Source organism: Coriobacteriia bacterium (assembly GCA_018368455.1).
Classification (GTDB): Bacteria; Actinomycetota; Coriobacteriia; order Coriobacteriales; family UMGS124; genus JAGZEG01.
Map to the genome: position 1 here is coordinate 155,388 of JAGZEG010000001.1, position 17,580 is coordinate 172,967.

Annotated in this window: 16 protein-coding genes; 2 read left to right on the forward strand and 14 right to left on the reverse strand. The window is 65.9% G+C overall.

Annotated elements, in window-relative coordinates; genetic code table 11:
• Window positions 1-182: 182 nt before the first annotated feature.
• A complete protein-coding gene (guaA, locus tag KHZ24_00700; GenBank protein ID MBS5449724.1) occupies window positions 183-1,166 on the forward strand; it encodes a glutamine-hydrolyzing GMP synthase in 984 nt (327 codons plus the stop codon).
• Between the two features lie 152 nt (window positions 1,167-1,318).
• On the opposite strand, the gene KHZ24_00705 is transcribed toward guaA, so the two are convergent.
• Together KHZ24_00705 and KHZ24_00710 are read right to left on the reverse strand one after the other, a co-directional pair.
• Entirely contained in the window at window positions 1,319-1,591 is a 273-nt protein-coding gene (locus tag KHZ24_00705; GenBank protein ID MBS5449725.1) for a hypothetical protein, read from the reverse strand.
• A gap of 426 nt (window positions 1,592-2,017) precedes the next feature.
• Complete coding sequence (locus KHZ24_00710; protein ID MBS5449726.1) at window positions 2,018-2,566, reverse strand: MarR family transcriptional regulator; 549 nt, start codon at window positions 2,564-2,566, stop codon at window positions 2,018-2,020.
• 150 nt (window positions 2,567-2,716) lie between these two features.
• Here KHZ24_00710 and KHZ24_00715 point away from each other — a divergent pair, with 150 nt between their 5' ends.
• Window positions 2,717-4,621 (forward strand): DHA2 family efflux MFS transporter permease subunit, encoded by a 1,905-nt coding sequence (locus KHZ24_00715; GenBank protein ID MBS5449727.1) that lies wholly within the window; start codon window positions 2,717-2,719, stop codon window positions 4,619-4,621.
• Window positions 4,622-4,751: 130 nt separating this feature from the next.
• Here the strand turns inward: KHZ24_00715 and KHZ24_00720 are convergent, their stop codons facing one another.
• From KHZ24_00720 to KHZ24_00775, 12 genes are all read right to left on the reverse strand, one after another.
• Window positions 4,752-6,056, reverse strand: a complete 1,305-nt coding sequence (locus KHZ24_00720; GenBank protein ID MBS5449728.1) for a phenylacetate--CoA ligase — start codon at window positions 6,054-6,056, stop codon at window positions 4,752-4,754.
• A 46-nt stretch (window positions 6,057-6,102) separates the two neighbouring features.
• Window positions 6,103-6,543 (reverse strand): amino acid-binding protein, encoded by a 441-nt coding sequence (locus tag KHZ24_00725; GenBank protein MBS5449729.1) that lies wholly within the window; start codon window positions 6,541-6,543, stop codon window positions 6,103-6,105.
• Window positions 6,544-6,554: 11 nt separating this feature from the next.
• The gene (locus tag KHZ24_00730; protein MBS5449730.1) at window positions 6,555-7,178 is read right to left on the reverse strand and encodes an indolepyruvate oxidoreductase subunit beta; all 624 of its coding nucleotides are present in this window, start codon (window positions 7,176-7,178) and stop codon (window positions 6,555-6,557) included.
• A 6-nt stretch (window positions 7,179-7,184) separates the two neighbouring features.
• Window positions 7,185-9,053, reverse strand: coding sequence for an indolepyruvate ferredoxin oxidoreductase subunit alpha (locus tag KHZ24_00735; protein MBS5449731.1), 1,869 nt, complete (start codon window positions 9,051-9,053; stop codon window positions 7,185-7,187).
• 102 nt (window positions 9,054-9,155) lie between these two features.
• A complete protein-coding gene (locus tag KHZ24_00740) occupies window positions 9,156-10,331 on the reverse strand; it encodes a C40 family peptidase (protein ID MBS5449732.1) in 1,176 nt (391 codons plus the stop codon).
• 73 nt (window positions 10,332-10,404) lie between these two features.
• Window positions 10,405-11,793, reverse strand: a complete 1,389-nt coding sequence (locus tag KHZ24_00745) for a C40 family peptidase (GenBank protein ID MBS5449733.1) — start codon at window positions 11,791-11,793, stop codon at window positions 10,405-10,407.
• 66 nt (window positions 11,794-11,859) lie between these two features.
• Window positions 11,860-12,984: a C40 family peptidase gene (locus KHZ24_00750; protein MBS5449734.1), complete on the reverse strand. Its 1,125-nt coding sequence runs from the start codon at window positions 12,982-12,984 to the stop codon at window positions 11,860-11,862.
• Between the two features lie 206 nt (window positions 12,985-13,190).
• Entirely contained in the window at window positions 13,191-13,940 is a 750-nt protein-coding gene (locus KHZ24_00755) for a MerR family transcriptional regulator (GenBank protein ID MBS5449735.1), read from the reverse strand.
• A gap of 6 nt (window positions 13,941-13,946) precedes the next feature.
• Window positions 13,947-14,354 carry an FHA domain-containing protein gene (locus KHZ24_00760; GenBank protein MBS5449736.1) on the reverse strand — a complete coding sequence of 136 codons (408 nt, stop codon included), beginning with the start codon at window positions 14,352-14,354 and terminating at the stop codon, window positions 13,947-13,949.
• Window positions 14,355-14,513: 159 nt separating this feature from the next.
• Window positions 14,514-15,824, reverse strand: coding sequence for a D-alanyl-D-alanine carboxypeptidase (locus KHZ24_00765; GenBank protein ID MBS5449737.1), 1,311 nt, complete (start codon window positions 15,822-15,824; stop codon window positions 14,514-14,516).
• 4 nt (window positions 15,825-15,828) lie between these two features.
• Entirely contained in the window at window positions 15,829-16,272 is a 444-nt protein-coding gene (locus KHZ24_00770; GenBank protein MBS5449738.1) for an amino acid-binding protein, read from the reverse strand.
• Between the two features lie 5 nt (window positions 16,273-16,277).
• A complete protein-coding gene (locus tag KHZ24_00775) occupies window positions 16,278-17,573 on the reverse strand; it encodes a phenylacetate--CoA ligase (protein MBS5449739.1) in 1,296 nt (431 codons plus the stop codon).
• Window positions 17,574-17,580 lie beyond the last annotated feature (7 nt).

Below are 17,580 nucleotides of genomic sequence, written 5' to 3' on the forward strand. Positions count from 1 at the left end.
GGCGCATCCTCTGCCTCACTGTATACCCGTTCAGACTGGTTGACTTCCGATCTGCTCTGCCGGGTCGTGCTTTGCTTGAAAATAGGGCGTGCATCCATCGGACGTCCATCAGGGGTTACAATCACGTTAAGGGAGGCATTCTTCGTTCGTATGCCGGTCAGCCCATAACCAAGGAGGAACCCGTGGATCCCAACAAGCGCCCTGACGACATGGTTCGTATCACGACGCCTGAGCTTGCCCAGGCGTTCATCGAGCAGCAGGTGGCCGCGTGTCGCGAGCAGATCGGCGATAAAAAGGTTCTGCTCGCACTCTCTGGCGGTGTGGACTCCTCTGTCGTTGCCGCGCTGCTCATCAGGGCCGTGGGCAAGCAGCTCATCTGCGTGCACGTGAACCACGGCCTCATGCGCAAGGGCGAGTCCGAGCAAGTTGTCGACGTGTTCCGCAACCAGCTCGACGCAAACCTCGTGTACGTGGACGCAACCGACCGCTTCCTCAACCTGCTGGCCGGCGTCTCTGAGCCCGAGGCCAAGCGCAAGATCATCGGTGCCGAGTTCATTCGCGTGTTTGAGGAGGAGGCGCGCAAGGTCGGCAGCGAGGTGAGCTTCCTGGCTCAGGGCACCATCTATCCCGACATCCTGGAGTCCGACGGCGTCAAGGCCCACCACAACGTCGGCGGCCTGCCCGACGACCTGCAGTTCGAGCTGTGCGAGCCCGTCAAGCTGCTGTTCAAGGACGAGGTGCGCGTCATCGGCCGCGAGCTCGGCCTGCCCGAGAGCATGGTGGAACGCCAACCGTTCCCTGGCCCCGGCCTGGGCGTGCGCTGCCTGGGCGCCATCACGCGCGACCGTCTCGAGGCCCTACGCGAGGCCGACGCCATCCTGCGCGAGGAGTTTGCAGCTGCCGGCCTGCAGGGCAAGGTGTGGCAGTACTTCGTGAGCGTGCCTGACTTCCGCGTGACGGGCGTGTGCGACGGCAAGCGCCTCTACGAGTGGCCGGCGTTCATCCGCGCCGTCAACACGGTCGACGCCATGACGGCCGAGGTGCCCGAGCTCGAGTGGGCCCTGCTCAAGAAGATCGGCGCCCGCATCTCCGCCGAGGTGCCCGGTATCTGCCGCGTGCTGTACGACCTGACGCCCAAGCCCTGCGGCACCATCGAGTTCGAGTAGGCAGACTGTCTGGGCTGCAGCTGGCTTCGTGAATCAGGCGACTGTTTGCTATGCATATTGCCCTAAGTCCCTGTTTTTATTTCGCAAGTATCCATACGCGTTTTCCAAGGGTCGGCGTGTCCATTCTGTAAAAGGATGGGCACGCCGACCCTCTACACTTCCCGCGAGCGTTCGACGAACGTACGAAGACGCTCGTCCTCACGGCTTTTGAGCCATACGAAGCCAACGTTGTATTCTCGTATGAGGTGCCTATTGGGCTGGACATCGAGCAGATAGATTGTCTCGCCGTTGAGGTCCCCAATCCCCACCTGGTCTTTTGAGGCTAGGGGGTGCTCGCGTGCACAGACGAGGTAGAACGCGATAGGGTGCCGTCGGGCAAATTGGACGTCTTTGAATTCGGCCAGCGGTTCGATGGCGCTTACCATGATGTCGGCTTTGCCCTCCGCCAGACAGCTCAGATTGTCGGGCGGAGGGCACATAGACGGTATCAACTTGGGTATCGGAATATACCTGCATGGCGAGGTTGACGAGCGCGGAAAAATACTCGTCGTCATGGGCTGTAATAGAGGGAAACCCAATCGTTAACTTTTTGCGAGGTTGTAGGGCTTCGAGCTCTCCCATCATCTCGCGCTCGATTTCTTCGATGCGTTTAAGGTGCCTGTAGACGACTGCTCCTGGTTCCGTAAGTAGATGCGCCATATCGAAGGCGCAACGAAGGCAACGAAGATGAGCGAAAGGTAAAGAGGGCCCCTCTCCGCATGTGGAGAGGGGCCCTCTGATACTCACTGCCAGTTGCATCTCGATTATTTGGTACGACGCCCGCTGCACGATGCAGGTCGGATGTTAAGAGGTTACATGCTGGCCGGGCTTGCCGTCTTGTTCCCTCCCTGGTCGAGGGGCTCCTCTTGTTTGTGGGAGCCAAGAAGCCCCTCCCGCTCCCCTTGCGCCTGCAAGATGTCGACTATTTCATGGCAGGCGGCAACGAGGCGCTCCCGATCCTTCTCAGCGAACTCGTCGAGCCTGGCCTTGAGGGCAGTGCGCGCCTGAGCGTCATGCTCGGCGAGGCATGCCCTGCCCTTGTCGGTGAGGGATATCTCAACGACGCGACGGTTTGCCGACTGCCGCTCCCTTGCCACCAGCCCCTCGTCCACTAGAGGGGCGACAGCTCTCGTCGCCTGCTCTTTCGAAGCGGCGAGGTGCCTGCTCATCTGCGTCATGCTCATGCTTCCGATGACGGCGAGCCCCATCATCACGTCGAGCTGACTTTTGGTCAGCGTGTCGCGTCCGGCCATCACCAGATGACGTGCCAGGTGGTCGAGAGCCACCGTCGCCCTGATGACGTCACGCTCGGGCCCACCGTCCTCCCGCGAGGCCTGCCGTTCGAGCCCCCTTTCACCCATGCGTGTCCTCCTCCCCTCAGCCTGCCGTTGCAGCTTGCATGCTCGTTAGCTCCCCAAGCGAGGATTCTATGAATATGATTGATTATTATCAATCATGGAAATCATACTGCCTAGTCACAAACCATATCGCATCGGGAGGGGTGTATGAGTCTGGGAATTACAAAGAAGCAGCTGATCATGGTCATCGTGTTGTTGTCGGGCACGTTCACCGCAGTGCTGAACGCGACCTTGCTAACGCCGGCGCTGCCGACGATCATGGTGGACATGGGGGTGGCGTCTACCACCGTGCAGTGGCTCACCTCGGGCTACGCGCTGGTGGAGGCGATCGTGATCCCCCTGTCGGCTTATCTGATGGGGCGCTTCTCGACGCGAAGGCTGTTCGTGGGTGGCATGTCCCTGTTTGCGGCGGGCAGTCTCGTTGCGGCCATCTCGCCGAACTTTGCCGTGCTGCTGGCGGGTCGCATGATGCAGGCCGCGGCCACGGGCGCCATCATGCCGATGGTGTCCAGCGTCATCCTGCTGGTGTTCCCGCGCGAGCGCCGCGGCAGCGCCATGGGCATCATCGGTCTCATCATCGGCTTTGCCCCAACGATTGGCCCGTCGTTGTCGGGCGTGCTCGTCGACCTGGTCGGCTGGCGAATGATCTTCGCCATCATTACGGCACTCTCGCTGCTTATCGTCGTTGTGGCACTCTTTGCACTCGAGGACTTCGGGGAGTTCAAGCGCACGAAGTTCGACCTCGTCTCCGTCATCCTATCGTCGGTCGGTCTGGTGTGCCTGCTCTATGGCTTGTCCTCTATCAGCTCGTCTGCCACTCTGGTCGTGCCGATTGCACTCATCGCCGTCGGCGCCATCCTGATGGCCGTGTATGCGCGCCGGCAGCTCACGCTCGACGAGCCTATGTTGCGCGTGGGGATCCTCAAGACGCGCAACTATCGCATCGCGGTCTGCGTGATCGCCCTGTTCCAGATGGGCCTGATCGGCATGGAGACAATTATGCCGCTCTACATCCAGGGCGTGCTCGGCCAGTCTGCAACGGTGAGCGGCCTGACGCTTCTCCCCGGTGCTCTCATTGGTGCGCTGACGGGTTATTTTGCCGGCCACCTGTTCGACCGGCTCGGCGTACGCAGGCCCGTGCTCATCGGCTCGGTCATTATTGTGATCGCTGCCTTGGGCTTCACCGCGCTGCGTGTCGACACCCCGATCCCGATTGTCGCGATCACTTATGCGTGCATGCCGCTGGGCATCCAGTTCACGATGACACCCATGAATACCTGGGGCGTCAACTCGCTGGCAAACGAGGACATTCAGCACGCGCAGGGCACGTCAAACACGATCAACCAGGTGGCGGGTTCGTTCGGCACCGCCCTACTCGTGTCGATCTCGGCGGCCGTGTCGTCTTCTGCCTCTGATCTATCTGGTGCAGAGCAGGCTTTCGCTGGCTACCACATGTCGCTGGTCTCGATGGCGCTTATCGTGATTGCTGCTGCCGTCATCATCGTGGTGTTCGTGCGTGATCGGGAAGCTGGCGCTGCGAAGGGGGCCTCCACTGCCGAGGTTCGCGCCGCACGGCCGGGCGGGCTCTCGGTTCGCAATGCGATGAACGCCACGGCTCCGTACGTCACAGTCGGTGCGACGGTGGGCGATGTCCTCAACATCATGGCATCCACCGAAACATCGGGCGTGGCGGTTGTCGACGAGCGGGGCGCGCTGGTGGGATATGTGAGCGACGGCGACGTTGCTCGTTACTTGGGCCGCAGCGACAAGAGCTACATGAACCCCTCGGCCAACGTCTACACGATCATCCAAGACGACGATGACCTGCGCGGCCGCCTGGCTGAGCTGGCCGCCGTCGACGTCATGAAGCTCGCAACGAAGCGCGTCATCACCGTCGACGCCGACCTGCCGCTGGACAAGGCGTGCACCGTCCTGGCGGAGCGCAAGATCAAGAAGGTTCCCGTCACGAGCGACGGCGTGCTTGTGGGCGCCCTGAGCCGGCGCAACGTGGTCCACTGCCTGATGGCGGAGATGCCGGATGGAGCAACAATGAGCTAGCCGCTGAACCGGGTGTTTTCGGCCGCGCCTGTCGTGCTCAAAATAAGCCCCCTACCTGGGACGTACTCCGTTTCCGCAGGTAGGGGGCAAATCTTCAGCTCCTAAAGATATGCGTGTCGTGCGGCGAGGCCTACTTCTTCCGGCGGTCCTCAACGTGCTTGGCCTTGCCGGTCGTGCGCTCGATGCTGCCGGGCTCCACGAGCTTGACCACAGCGCTGACCTGCAGCGTCTCGCGCAGCTTTGCGGCGACGTGGTCGCGGAAGCGATCCATCTTGGCCACCTCGTCGCTGAAGTACGCCGGCTTGACCTCGAGCATGAGCGTCATGCGATCCATGCCCGACTCGTTGTCGAGAATGAGGCGGTAGTTCGTTGATGCGCCCTCGACGTGGGCCAGCACGTCTTCGATCTGGCTCGGGAACACGTTCGTCCCGCGCACGATGAGCATGTCGTCGCTGCGGCGGCGCACCTTCTGCATGCGGGCGAGCGTCCTTCCGCAGGCGCACGGCTCCGTCGTGACACGCGTGAAGTCGTGCGTACGGTAGCGCAGCACAGGGATGCACTCCTTCGTGAGCGTCGTCAGGACAAGCTCGCCCTCCTCGCCCTCGTCGACAGGCTCTCCCGTCTCGGGGTCGACGACCTCCCACAGGAAGTGGTCCTCGGCGATGTGCTGCTGGTCGCGGCTGCTCAGGCACTCGCCCGACACGCCGGGGCCCATGACCTCCGTCAGGCCGTAGTTGTCCGTGCACGTGATGTGCATGCGGCTTTCGATCTCGGCCTTGAGCGCAGGCGTGCACGGCTCGCCGCCGAACAGGCCGACGCGCAGCGAGCTCTTCGACCAGTCGTAGCCGAGCTGCTCGCCAACCTCGCAAATGTGCATGGCGTACGTGGGCGTGGCGATGAGCACGGTCGTCTGGTAGTCCTGCATCATCATGATGTGGCGTTCCGTGGAGCCCGAGCCGGCCGGGATGATGAGGCAGCCGAGCTTCTCGAGGCCTTGGTGCAGGCCAAAGCCGCCCGTGAACATGCCGTAGCCGAACGCCATTTGCACGCGATCCTTCGCCGTGACGCCGGCCATGGAGGCGAGACGACCGATGCACTCGGCCCAGACGTCCATGTCGTGGCGGTTGTATCCCACGACGACAGGCTTGCCGGTCGTGCCGCTCGACGCGTGCAGGCGGATGGCGTCGTCGACGGGGATGGCGAACAGGCCGAACGGGTACGTGTCGCGCATGACCTTCTTGTCCGTGAACGGCAGCAGGCGCACGTCGGCGAGCGTCTTGATGTCGGAGGGCTTGACGCCGCGCTCGTCGAGCTGCTCGCGGTACCACGGCACGCGCTCGTAGACGTAGCCAACCTGGTGCTGCAACCGCTCGAGCTGCAGCGCGCGGATGGTCTCGCGATCGGCGCACTCTATCTGGGGCATCAGGATGGGCATGGCGAGAACGGTCCTTTCTGGAACGCGATTGCGTGCGGGTTCGAGGCTATTCCTTCTCGGCGGAGGCGACCTGCTCGAGGCTGACGAGGTCGATGCCCACGCCCAGGGCGAGCCTGCGCGCCTCGTCGAGGTCCTCGACGCACAGCGCGACGAACGTCGAGATGAGCGAATAGGAATAGACGAGGTTCACGCCCGCGCCGGACAGGCTGTCGAGCAGGCGGTTCAGGTTGCCGGGCACGTTATCGAGGCGCGCCACGAGTATGGGCTTGGCCTTCGCGGCGTAGCCTGCGGCGTTGAGGGCCTCGAGCGCGGCGTCGGGACGATCGGTGACGAGGCGCAGGATGCCGTAGTCGTTCGTGTCGGAGATCATGAAGCCACACACGTTGACGTTAGCGGACTGCAGCAGGCGGCAGACCTCCGCAGCGCGTCCGGCGCGGTTCTCGATGAAGACGCTGATCTGGATGATGTCGCTTCCCGTGGCTTCCATGGGGTCCTCCCCTACCGGCCCGTATAGGCCGTGTCGAATGCGAGCAGGTTTGCCTCGACCGTCTTGGGGGGCACGCGGCCCTCGATGGCGGCGTGCCAGGCGTCGAGCTCGATGGGCAGGTGGCGCGCCGCCGCGCCGAGCAGCGCGACGTTTGCGCAGCGCGCATTGCCGGCCGCACGGGCGATCGCGTCGGCGTCGACGATCTCAACGGCGTTGCGCCCGAGCTCTCGTAGCAGGCCCTGGGGGTCGGCCGGCATCTGGGCCATGCCCGACAGCACGCTCATGGGCTCCGTCACGACGTCGGCGCACACGAGGTGGCCACCCGGCGCGAGGAACGGCAGGTTGCGGATGGCTTCGAGCACCTCGAGCGACAGCACGACGTCTGCCGTGGCCGGCCCGCACACCATGGAGGAGACGGCGCGCCCGAAGCGGACGGTCGTCGAGACGGATCCGCCTCGCTGGGCCATGCCGTGGATCTCGGATACCTTGACGTCGTAGCCGGAGCCGAGCGCCGCGCGTGCCAGCAGATCGGCTGCCAGGATCGTTCCCTGGCCGCCCACGCCGCACAGCACGAGCGAGACGGGGCGATCAGGGAAGGACGCGGCCTGTGCCGCCGTGGACGTGTCGTTTGTCATGATGGCCTACTTCCCTTCCGCGACGGCCGCGATGGCATTGAACGCGCAGTACTGCTCGCACTGGCGGCAGCCCGTGCACAGGCCGGCGTCGATGCGCGCATGCCCCTCGGCGTCCGTGCTAATGGCCGGGCAACCCAGGCGCAGGCAGGCACCGCACGCGCGGCAGGCGGCGAGGCTGACGACGCGCTGCGTCCCGCGGATCTTGTACTCGACGATGCACGGCGACTGGCAGATGACGACGGAGAGCTGGTCCGTACGGCTGGCCGCCCCGCGCAGGGCGGCGCGCACGGCGGCGGCGTCGAGCGCGTCGACGACCGTGACGTCGGCGATGCCGGACGCCTTGAGCACGGCGGGCAGGTCGAGCTCGTGCGAGGGCCTCCCCTGCAGCGTGATGCCCGAGACGGGGTTGCCCTGGCCGCCGGTCATGGCCGTCGTGCGGTTGTCGAGGATGAGGATGTTGCCGCAGCCGGCGTTATATGCCGCCGACAGGGCGCCCGACAGGCCCGAATGCGCGAACGTGCTGTCGCCGATGACGGCGAACACGGGGCGCTTGCCGCCGGCACGCGTCGACTCGTCGCGTCCCGCCCTGGCGTCCAGCTCGCGGGCGACCTCGAAGCCGTGCGCCATGGAGACGGACGCGCCCATGTCGATGGCGGACTCGAGCGTCGCGAGCGGCGGCAGCGCGCCGAGTGTGTAGCAGCCGATGTCGCCGAGCACGATGGCTCGCATGCGCTTGAGCTCGAAGAACGGGATGCGGTGCGGGCAGCCGGGGCAGAGTGCCGGCGGTCGGGCCGGAAGCTCGCCGAGCGCCTCGTCGATGCGTGCGATGCGCGTGGCCGACGTCCAGGCGTCGACGAGTGCATCGCTTGCCTCGGTTGCGGGAAGCGAGCCGGACGCCCCGGCACCCTGAACGCCCAGAGCGGCGGCGATGAGGGCGGGCGACAGCTCGAACGCGCGGGGCAGCGGATTGGGCCAGGCGGCAGGCTCGAGGCCCATGGCGCGGATCTCGCGCTCGTAGTAGTCGTTGGCCTCCTCGACGACGTACACGTGCTCGACCTGCGCGAAGAACGCGGCGATCTTGGCGGCAGGAAGCGGGTAGGACAGGCCGAGCTTCAGCGTGGACGCCTGCGGGCACGCCTCGCGGACGTGCTGGTAGACGGCGCCCGAGCACACGAAGCCGATGCTCGTGTCGCGCAGCTCGGCAACGTTGAGCGGGCTCGCCTCGACGTAGGCGCGCAGCACCTCGACGCGCTTGTCGGCGTCGAGCCGGCGCGGACGGGCGTAGGCGGGCATCATGACCCAGCGGGATTGCTTCGTCTCGTAGGGCAGCGGCTCGACCTGCTCGCGCTCGCCCAGCTCGACGGCCGTGCGCGTGTGCGAGATGCGCACGGTGGAGCGCACCATGGCGAGCGTGCCGAGCTCCTCGGAGAGGCGGAAGGCCTCCTTCGTCATGGCGAGCGCCTCTGCGGAGTCGGCGGGCTCGAACATGGGCACGCGGGCGAACGAGGCGTACACGCGGCTGTCCTGCTCGTTTTGCGAGGAGAACATGCCGGGGTCGTCGGCGGCGAGCAGCACGAGGCCGCCGGAGCAGCCGGCCAGCGAGATGCTCATGAGCGGATCAGCTGCCACGTTGACGCCGACGTGCTTCATCGTCACGAGGGCGCGGCGGCCCGCCATGGACAGGCCCAGGGCTGCCTCGAGGGCGACTTTCTCGTTGATGGACCACTCGGCATAGGTGTCGGGCAGCTTGGCAAAGGCCTCGAGCGTCTCGGTCGACGGCGTGCCGGGGTAGCCGAAGCCGGCGGAGCAGCCGGCTTCCCAGGCGCCGCGGGCGATGGCCTCGTTGCCGGAAAGAAGAACGGTAGACACGTGCATCCTCTCCCTCTCGAACAGGCGTTGCGGGAGATTGTACGTCACGTGTCCAGCGTATCGCGCGCCAGCCGCTCACCTTCGCCGAAGAGGCAGGGAGCGCGCGGCCTATACCGGGGAGCCGCCCCCGAGAAACTCCTCGACGGGGTCGATTTGGATGAACATGCCCGGATAGGGCGCGTCGATCATCTGGTGGTTGCCGATGTAGATGCCGACGTGCCCGTCGTGGGGGAACACGAGGTCGCCGGGCTGCAGGTCGTCGACGTTGTCCCGCCAGTTGCCCAGCGCGTTGATGTCGTCGATCTGGTCCCATGTCGTGCGGCCGATCTCGTAGCCCTCCAGGGCGTAGCAGTGCTGCGTGAAGCCCGAGCAGTCGTAGCCGGCATACGTGGCGTAGTTCGAGTCGTCTCCGCCCCAGACGTAGGGGATGCCCATGCAGGCGTAGGCGTTCTCCACGACCGACCCCATGGACTTGCCGGGCGTCGGGACGCCGTTGGCCTGGCCGGCTGCACTCGCGTCAGCGGCTTTCTGGCGGGCGGCAGCTGCGGCCTGGAGCTCGGTCTGCTGGGCAGCAAAGAGCTGCTTAACCTGCTCGGACAGGCCTGTTACGACCTTGTTCGACTCCTCCTGCTGCGTCTGTAGCTCGGCCTGCTGGGCCTCGAGGCTCGCCTGCAGCTCGGCCTGCTGGTCCTGCTGGGTCGTGAGCGTCTGCTCCTGCTGCTCGAGCTTCACCTTGAGGTCCTTGATGTCTTCGATGGCGTCGACTTGGGAGTCCTGGATGCGCCCGACGTAGAACGAGCGCGTCACGAAGTCGTTGAAGTCCGCGGACTGCAGCAGCAGGTCGAGCGTCGAGACGGCGCCGGACTTATAGCCGATGACGAGGTAGGCCGCGAGGGCGTTCTGGGCCGTGTCGAGGTCCGTCGTCGTGGCGTCGATGTCCGTCTGCGTCTGGGCGATGTCCTTGCCCAGCTCGTTGAGCTGGTTCGTTGTCTCGCTGAGGTCGTACTGCGTCTGCTCGAGCTTGCGGCCTATCTGCTCGAGCTGGCTGCGCGCCTCGTCGTACTCTTTCTGCGCTGCAGCCAGCGCTTCCGTCTCGGCGGCGCCGCGCTCGGCGGGCTCTGCCAGGGCGACGCGGGGGGCCAGCAGTGTGTCACACCCGAACGCCTTGGCGACGGCGAGCGCGACGGGGGCAAGGGAGAGGCCGGCGGCGTATGCGATGACGTCACGCCGAGTGAGGGTGCGATCGCGCCCGCTGTCCAGCGTCGTGTCGAGCGTTCGTGTCATCTGTGCTGCCCCCTCCTCCCTGCCTCTGCTGCGTGCGGTTTCTCAGGCCATTCTCTCTGCGTCAGGCGCGTGCTTATACGGGACTGCCGCCGCCGATGAAGGCGTAGACGGAGGCGTACTCGACCATGCGGCCCTCGTAGGGGGCGTGGATCATCATGCCGCCGCCGCAGTAGATGCCGACATGGCCCTCGTGCGGGAACACGAGGTCGCCCGGCGAAAGCTCGGACATGTCGTAGCGCCAGTTGCCCAGGCCCTGGATCTGGGCGATCTGGTCGTACGTCGTGCGGCCGATGGAGTAGCCGCACATGGCGTAGCAGTACTGCGCGAGGCCGGAGCAGTCAAAGCCGCTCGGGTCTGTGCCGCCCCACACGTAGGGCGTGACGCCGACGTAGTTCCACGCGACGTCGACGGCGCTTCCGACGTGGTTGCCCGTGCCGCCGTAGCTCGGCTCCTCGTAATCCGGTTCTGGGTCAGGCTCGGGCTCTGGTTCGGGTTCCGGCTCTGGTTCGGGCTCAGGGGTCGGCTCAGGCTCAGGCTCCGGGGTTGGCTCCGGTTCGGGCTCGGGCGTGGGCTCCGGATCGGGCGTCGGGTTGACGGGAGTCGTCGTGTCCGCGCTGCCGCCCGTCGTGCCTTCCGAGCTCTCGTTGCTCGAGCCACCGCTCTCGGACGTGCCGGCGTTTGTCGAGCCGTTCGCCACGGGGTTGTCCTGCACGACCGAGTCGAGATACTCCTGATATTGGGACGCCTGGTTCTGCATGGCCTCCTGCTGCGCTTGCCCCATGAGGTCGACGACGTCCTGGGACAGGCTGCCGGAGTAGCTCTGCATGGCGTCGACCTGGTCCTGCAGGGACTGTGCGTCGGAGAGCTGCTGGTTGTAGAGCTGCTCCTGCTCGCTCTTCTTTGCCTGCAGGTCGCTCTCCTGCTGCTCGAGCTCCGCCTTGAGATCCTTGACGGTCTGGATAGCCTGGGCGTCAGCGTCGGAGGTCTTGCCTGCGTAGAACAGGCGGTTAGCGAGATCCTCGAAGCTCGTGGCATTGAGGATGACGGACAGCACGTCCGTGCTACCGGCCTTGTACGCGGCGTCGACGCGGTCGGCCAGGACGTCCTGGGCGTCGGAGAGCTCGGCCTGCTTCTGCGTGATGGACACCTGGAGATCATCGATCTGGGCGTTCGTCTCGTCGAGCTGGGCCTCCGTCTGGCTCAGAGAATACTGGGCGAGTTCGGCCTTCTGCGTGAGCGAGCTCAGCTGTGACATGGCTTCGTTATAGGCTGCCTGAGCGTCGGAGAGCGCGGCCTGCGTCTGCTCGGAGGTGCCCTCAACGGCCTGGGCGGCGTTCTGCATGCCGAGGCCGAGGGCACAGGTGGCAACGCCCATCGCGGCGACGCGCACGAACAGGCGCCGGTCCAGAGGGCGGGCGGCGATGGATGCCTGGGTGCGTGGTGCTGGGGTGCGCGTGTTCATGACGTTCCTTCTCTCCGGTGGTGTTTTTGCTGCGAGGTGAGAGCGGTGTGATGCGGTGGGCGGGCGCTATACGGGACTGCCGCCGCCAAGGAAGTTCAGGTAGCTCGAGATGGACGAGAGCGACTCCGTTGTGACGCCCGAGGCGGGCAGCGAGTGCACGACCATGCCGCCGCCCATGTAGATGCCCACGTGGCAGACGGCGTCGGAGCCGTAGTAGCCGAAAAACACGAGGTCTCCGGCGTTGAGGCCGCCCGCTCCGACGAGGTGGCCGTTGCCGGCGACGATGGCGTACTGCGAGCCGGACTGGTGCGGGATCTCGATACCCATGGCGCGATAGGCCACGGTCGTGAGGCCGGAGCAGTCGTAGGCACCCGGGCCCTCGGCGCCCCACACGTAGGGCGAGCCGAGATACTGCAGGGCCGCATCGACGACGCCGCCCACGGAAGTGCCCGGCATACCGGACGCAGCTGCGGCTGCCGCCTGGGCCGCTGCCGCCTCGGCGGCGGCTTGGGCCTGTGCGTCGATTTCGGCCTGGCGCTGGGCGAGCAGATCGGCAACCTGGGCGTCGAGGCTGGCCTTGTACTCCTGCGCGGCGGCGAGCTGATCGTTGAGCGACGCAAGGTCCTGTTCCTGCTGGGCCTGAAGCTCCTGCTGGGCCTGCTGCTGAACGACGAGCTCATCCTGGCTTGCCTGCAGCGAGGCCTTGAGGTCCTTAACCTGCTGGATGGCCTGAGCGTCTGCGTCGGTCAGCTTACCGGCGTAGTAGAGGCGGTTCACGAAGTCGTTGAAGTCCTCGGCGGACAGGATGACGTCGAGCAGGCCCGTGGGTCCGGCCGTGTATTCGGCCGACATGCGGTTGGCGAGCGCGTCCTGCGCCTCTGCGAGCTCGACCTGTTTCTCGTCAATCGTGACCTGTAGATCGGCGATGGCCTGGTTTGTGGCCTCGAGCTCGGCCGTCGTCTGGTCATACGCGGTTTGCGCCTCGTAGAACGCGTTGTTGAGGGCGTTGATCTGCTGCTGCGCCGCATCGGCCTGGGCCTGAGCGTCAGCAAGGGCTGCCTCGGTCTCGGGCGAGGCAGAGTATTCGTCGGCAAAGGCCGGTATGGTGGCGCCGCTCCATCCAAGCGTCATGATCAGAAGGGCGGCCGTCGCTGCGATGCGGGTGTGGTTAGGGTGCGTCAGTATCGCCATATGCGTTTGGGCCTTTCTACTCTCGCTGAACCATTCTAGCAGTGACGGCGGGAGCAGGCCCCATAAACCGGAAGACGCCCATAGCTGAATGAGCCTCCACAACCGCAAAGCTGCGGCACGGCTTTGCAGCGCGATGCGAAAACGGCCCTGCCCGGACGCATGCGCGCTCGGGCAGGGCCGTTGGGTGAAGCGTGGGTTTGGAACGGCTAGCGTGCGCTCCCCTGCTGCTCGGGAGCCTCGGGCTGCGGGTAGTTGAACTCGCGGCGCACCTCGCGCATCACGAGGGCGTCGCGCACGCTGTTCGTCAGCGTGAGCAGGCTTGCGAGCATGCGGTCGAAGCTCTCGCGCGTCTTTGCGTCGTCGAGCGAGCCTGCACGGCCGATGCCCGCCGAGAGCATCTGCTTGAAGATGGGGAGCTCACGGTTCGCCTGCTGCACGTAGGGGCGCAGGAAGCGCGGGTCCATGCCGTAGCGCTTCAGCTCGTAGGCGCTGCGGATGAGCGGGATGTCTCGGCCGTCGATGAGCGTGCGCCCCTTGGCGCCGCGCACGGGCATGACGATACCTGCGTCGACGAGCGACCGTATGAAGGCAGCAGGCACGGAGATGGCATCGGGCAGCTCCTCGAGCACGTGCTGGGCAGCGAGCATGCGCTCGTCCTGCTCGGGAAGCGTCGTGCCTGCCTCGCCGAGCTCGGGCAGGGCCGCGCCCTCGTCTGCGGCGTCAAGCTTCTCCTTGATGACCTGCAGGGGGTAGAAGCAGGTACTCTGCAGGCGCAGGACCGCCTCGAGGCGCTGGATGTCGCGCTCTGTGTAGACGCGGTAGCCGCTCTTCGTGCGCTTGGGCTTCACGAGGCCTTCGGTCTCGAGGAAGCGGACCTTCGAGACCGTGAGGTCGGGAAAGGCGGGCTGCAGCCGCTTGACGACCTTGCCGATGGTGTACGTGTCTGCCGATGCCATACGGGCTTACCCCTTGTGGATGTTCAGGACCATCTTGAACGTGCCGATCTGCAGGCTCGAGCCGCTCTTGAGCTCGCCGGACGAGACGATGGCACCGTCGACCCACGTGCCGTTGAGCGAGCCGAGATCCTCGACGAACGCGCGCCCGTCGCGCAGCGACAGGTGGGCATGGCGACGGGAGACCGTGCGGTCGTTGAGGAAGACCTCGCAGCTCGGGTCACGGCCGATCGTGATCTCGGGGATGTCGAGCACGAAGACCTCGCCGGCCTGCGGGCCGCGCACGATGATGAGCTCGGCCAGGCCGCCGCGGTCGTCGAGGCTGATGTTGGGTATGGTCGCGTCGGCGCTGACGAGGCTGAACGCCTGCGTCTTATCGCCGTCGCCCGGCAGGGGCGAACCGGAAACGTCTGTCATAGCGAAATGTCACCTCACTGGTCAGAAGGCATGAAGCCGAGGAGTGGTCAGATGTCGTCATGATACCCACGACAGACACGAGACGCTCAATCAGACCATGATATACGCTATGGCACGCATTGTGCGGACTGTCCGCTAAAAGGACATGGTGACGTACGACTATGGGAGCACGGGAGCGTCAGGCATGTTGAGCTGGGCGCGACGTACGGCGAGGTCGAGCTCGTAGAAGAGCTGCGACACGAACGGGCCGTACGTGTGGACGGGGCACGAGTACCAGTCTGCTGTGACGACGCGGTTCTGCACGGCAAGGCCGGCGCGCACCCACGTCAGCGAGCCGAGGCGCTCTCCCGGCATGGCGAACGCGACACCGTCGTTGGCTATCAGCGTCGTCGTCATGCCCGTTGACGCGCTCGAGCGCAGCGAAGCGTCGACGGACGTCGTGGAGCCCAGCATGCGACCGAAGCGGTAACCGCAGTTCACGTAGCCGAGCACGGGCGTCGAGGCCGTCACGAGCGTTGTGGCGGGGTACTTGCCGTACGCCCAGTCGAGCAGGCTCCACAGGTCGGCACGGCGAGCCTCCTCGGACTCGCACCCCAGGATGCTGAACCAGATCTCGACGTCGCCGCGAGACACGACGCCGACGAAGGCGCGGCCTGCCCCGTACGTGAAGCCTGTCTTGATGCCCTGCGCGCCCGGGTAGGCGTTGAGGATGGGGCTCGTGTTCGTGAACGTCGTGGGTACGCCGTTCACGCTGATCGTGATGGACTTCGTGCCCACGATGCTGCGGAACTGGTCTATCCCCATGGCGTGGCGGGCCAGCGTGACGAGGTCGGACGGCGTGGAGTAGTGGTCGGTGTCCGACAGCCCGTCCGGGCTCGTGTAGTGCGTGCCCGTCAGGCCGAGCTCCGCCGCCTTCGCGTTCATCATGTCGACGAACGCGGCCTCGGAGCCGGCGACGCCCTCGGCGATGGCAACAGCCGCGTCGCCGGCGGAGTGCACGAGCAGGACGCGCAGCAGGTCGTAGAGCGTGTGCTGCTCGCCGGCGACGAAGCCGGCGACCGTGCCCTGGTTGGAGACGGCATACTCGCTGATGGGAAACGTCGTGTCGAGCGAGACGCCGCTCTCCAGAGCGACGACGGCCGTCATGACCTTCGTCGTCGACGCCATGGGCATGGACGTCGACGCGTCGCGCGTGAACAGGACCGTTCCGTCGCCGTCCTCCACGATGGCCTCCGTCGCGTTGAGCGCGGGGGCGTCTGCCTCTCCGTAGGCCGACCAGTCGGCCGCAAAGGCGGGGGTCGGCTGGAGCAGGGTGCCGATGAGCACGGCAAGCGTGCACGCGAGCGCAATGAGAGCGGTGCGCGCCGCATGCGCAAACGTGCTGACGCCCTGCCTTCCCATCGTGCAGGGTGACGGGAAGGCAGGGGCGGAGGCAGGCGTGACGCGCATGCGGCGGCTCAGCAGCGACATGGAACTACGCGACCTCAGAGGGATAGATGTCGGCGGGCTCGATCGTCACGAAGCCAGCCGCACGAAGCGCTTGCTCCGCCTTCTCCCCCTCGTCGGCGCCGACCTTGAACACGTCGACGGCACTGCCGCGCGTCGGCTCGAGGAAGCAGTAGGCGTACTCGATGTTGGCGCCGAGCTCGTCAGCCGCGCGCAGGATGTCGGCGAGGGCTCCGGGCTCGTCGGGCACCTGAACGGCGAGCACCTTCGTGATGCTGGCGGAGTATCCCTGGGCGCGCAGCAGCTCGCGGGCGCGGTCGGGGGCGTCGCACACGATACGCACGATGCCGAACTCCGTCGTGTCCGCCACCATGAGTGCGCGCATGTTGATGCCGGCGTCGCCGAGCGTGCTGCACAGGGACAGCAGGCGGCCGGGCTTGTTCTCGAGGAAGACGGTGAGCTGGTTGATCATGGCGACTACTCCCCTCGCTTGTCGATGACGTGCTTGGCCTTGCCCTCTGAGCGCTCGAGCGTGTGGGGCTCGACGATCTTCACGACGACGGCGATCTGCAGGTTGCCCTTCAGCTCGTGGGCGATGCGCTCGCGCAGGTTCTCGATGCGGCGCACCTCGTCGATGGGGAAGTCCTCCTTGACCTCGACCTCGAGCGTGGCGACGTCGAGCGGGCCCTTCTTCGTGAGCACGATCTGGTAGTACGGCGTGAGCTCGTCAAAGCCGGCAAGCACGCCCTCGACCTGGCTCGGGAACACGTTGACGCCGCGGATGATGAGCATGTCGTCGCTGCGGCCGCGGAACTTGTCCAGGCGGCGCTCCGTGCGCCCGCAGGGGCACGGCTCGGGGATGATGCGGGAGATGTCGCGCGTGCGATAGCGCACGAGCGGCGAGCACTCCTTGGACAGCGTCGTAAACACGACCTCGCCCCACTCGCCGTCAGGCAGGCGCTTGCCGGTGACCGGGTCGATGATCTCGACGATGAAGTGATCCTCGCACACGTGCGTGCCGTGCTGCTCGCGGCACTCCGACGACACGCCAGGGCCCATGACCTCGGACAGGCCGTAGATGTCGTACACGTGGAAGCCGAGGCGCTTCTCGAGCTCCTGGCGCATCTCGTGCGACATGGGCTCGGCGCCGCACACGGCGCTGTGCATCTTGAGCGTGCGGGGGTCGACACCCATCTTCTCCATCTGCTCGGCCATGTAGAGCAGGTAGGACGGGGTGCAGCAGATGGCGCCGCTGCCGAAGTCCTGCATGAGCTTGATCTGGCGTGCCGTGTTGCCCGTCGACATGGGGAGCACGGTGCAGCCGAGCTTCTCGCCGCCGTAGTGGGCGCCCAGGCCGCCGGTGAACAGGCCGTAGCCGTACGAGACCTGCAGCACGTCGTCGGCGGAGACGCCTGCCTCGACGAGGGCGCGAGCGACGCACTCGCCCCAGATGTCGATGTCGTGCTGCGTGTAGCCCACGACGGTCGCCGTGCCAGTCGTGCCCGACGAGGCGTGGATGCGCACGGCGTCGTGCTGCGGCACGGCGAACATGCCGAACGGGTAGGCGTCGCGCATGTCCTGCTTGCACGTGAACGGGATGCGCTCGAGGTCGTCGAGGCTCGTCAGCGTGTCCGGATCGAACCCGGCCTCGTCAAAGCTCTTCTTGTAGAACGGGATGCGGTCGTACACGTAGCGCACGAGCTTCTTGAGACGCTCCAGCTGCAGCTCGTCGCGCTGCTCGCGGGGCATGGCCTCCAGTTCAGGCTGGTACATCGTGTCC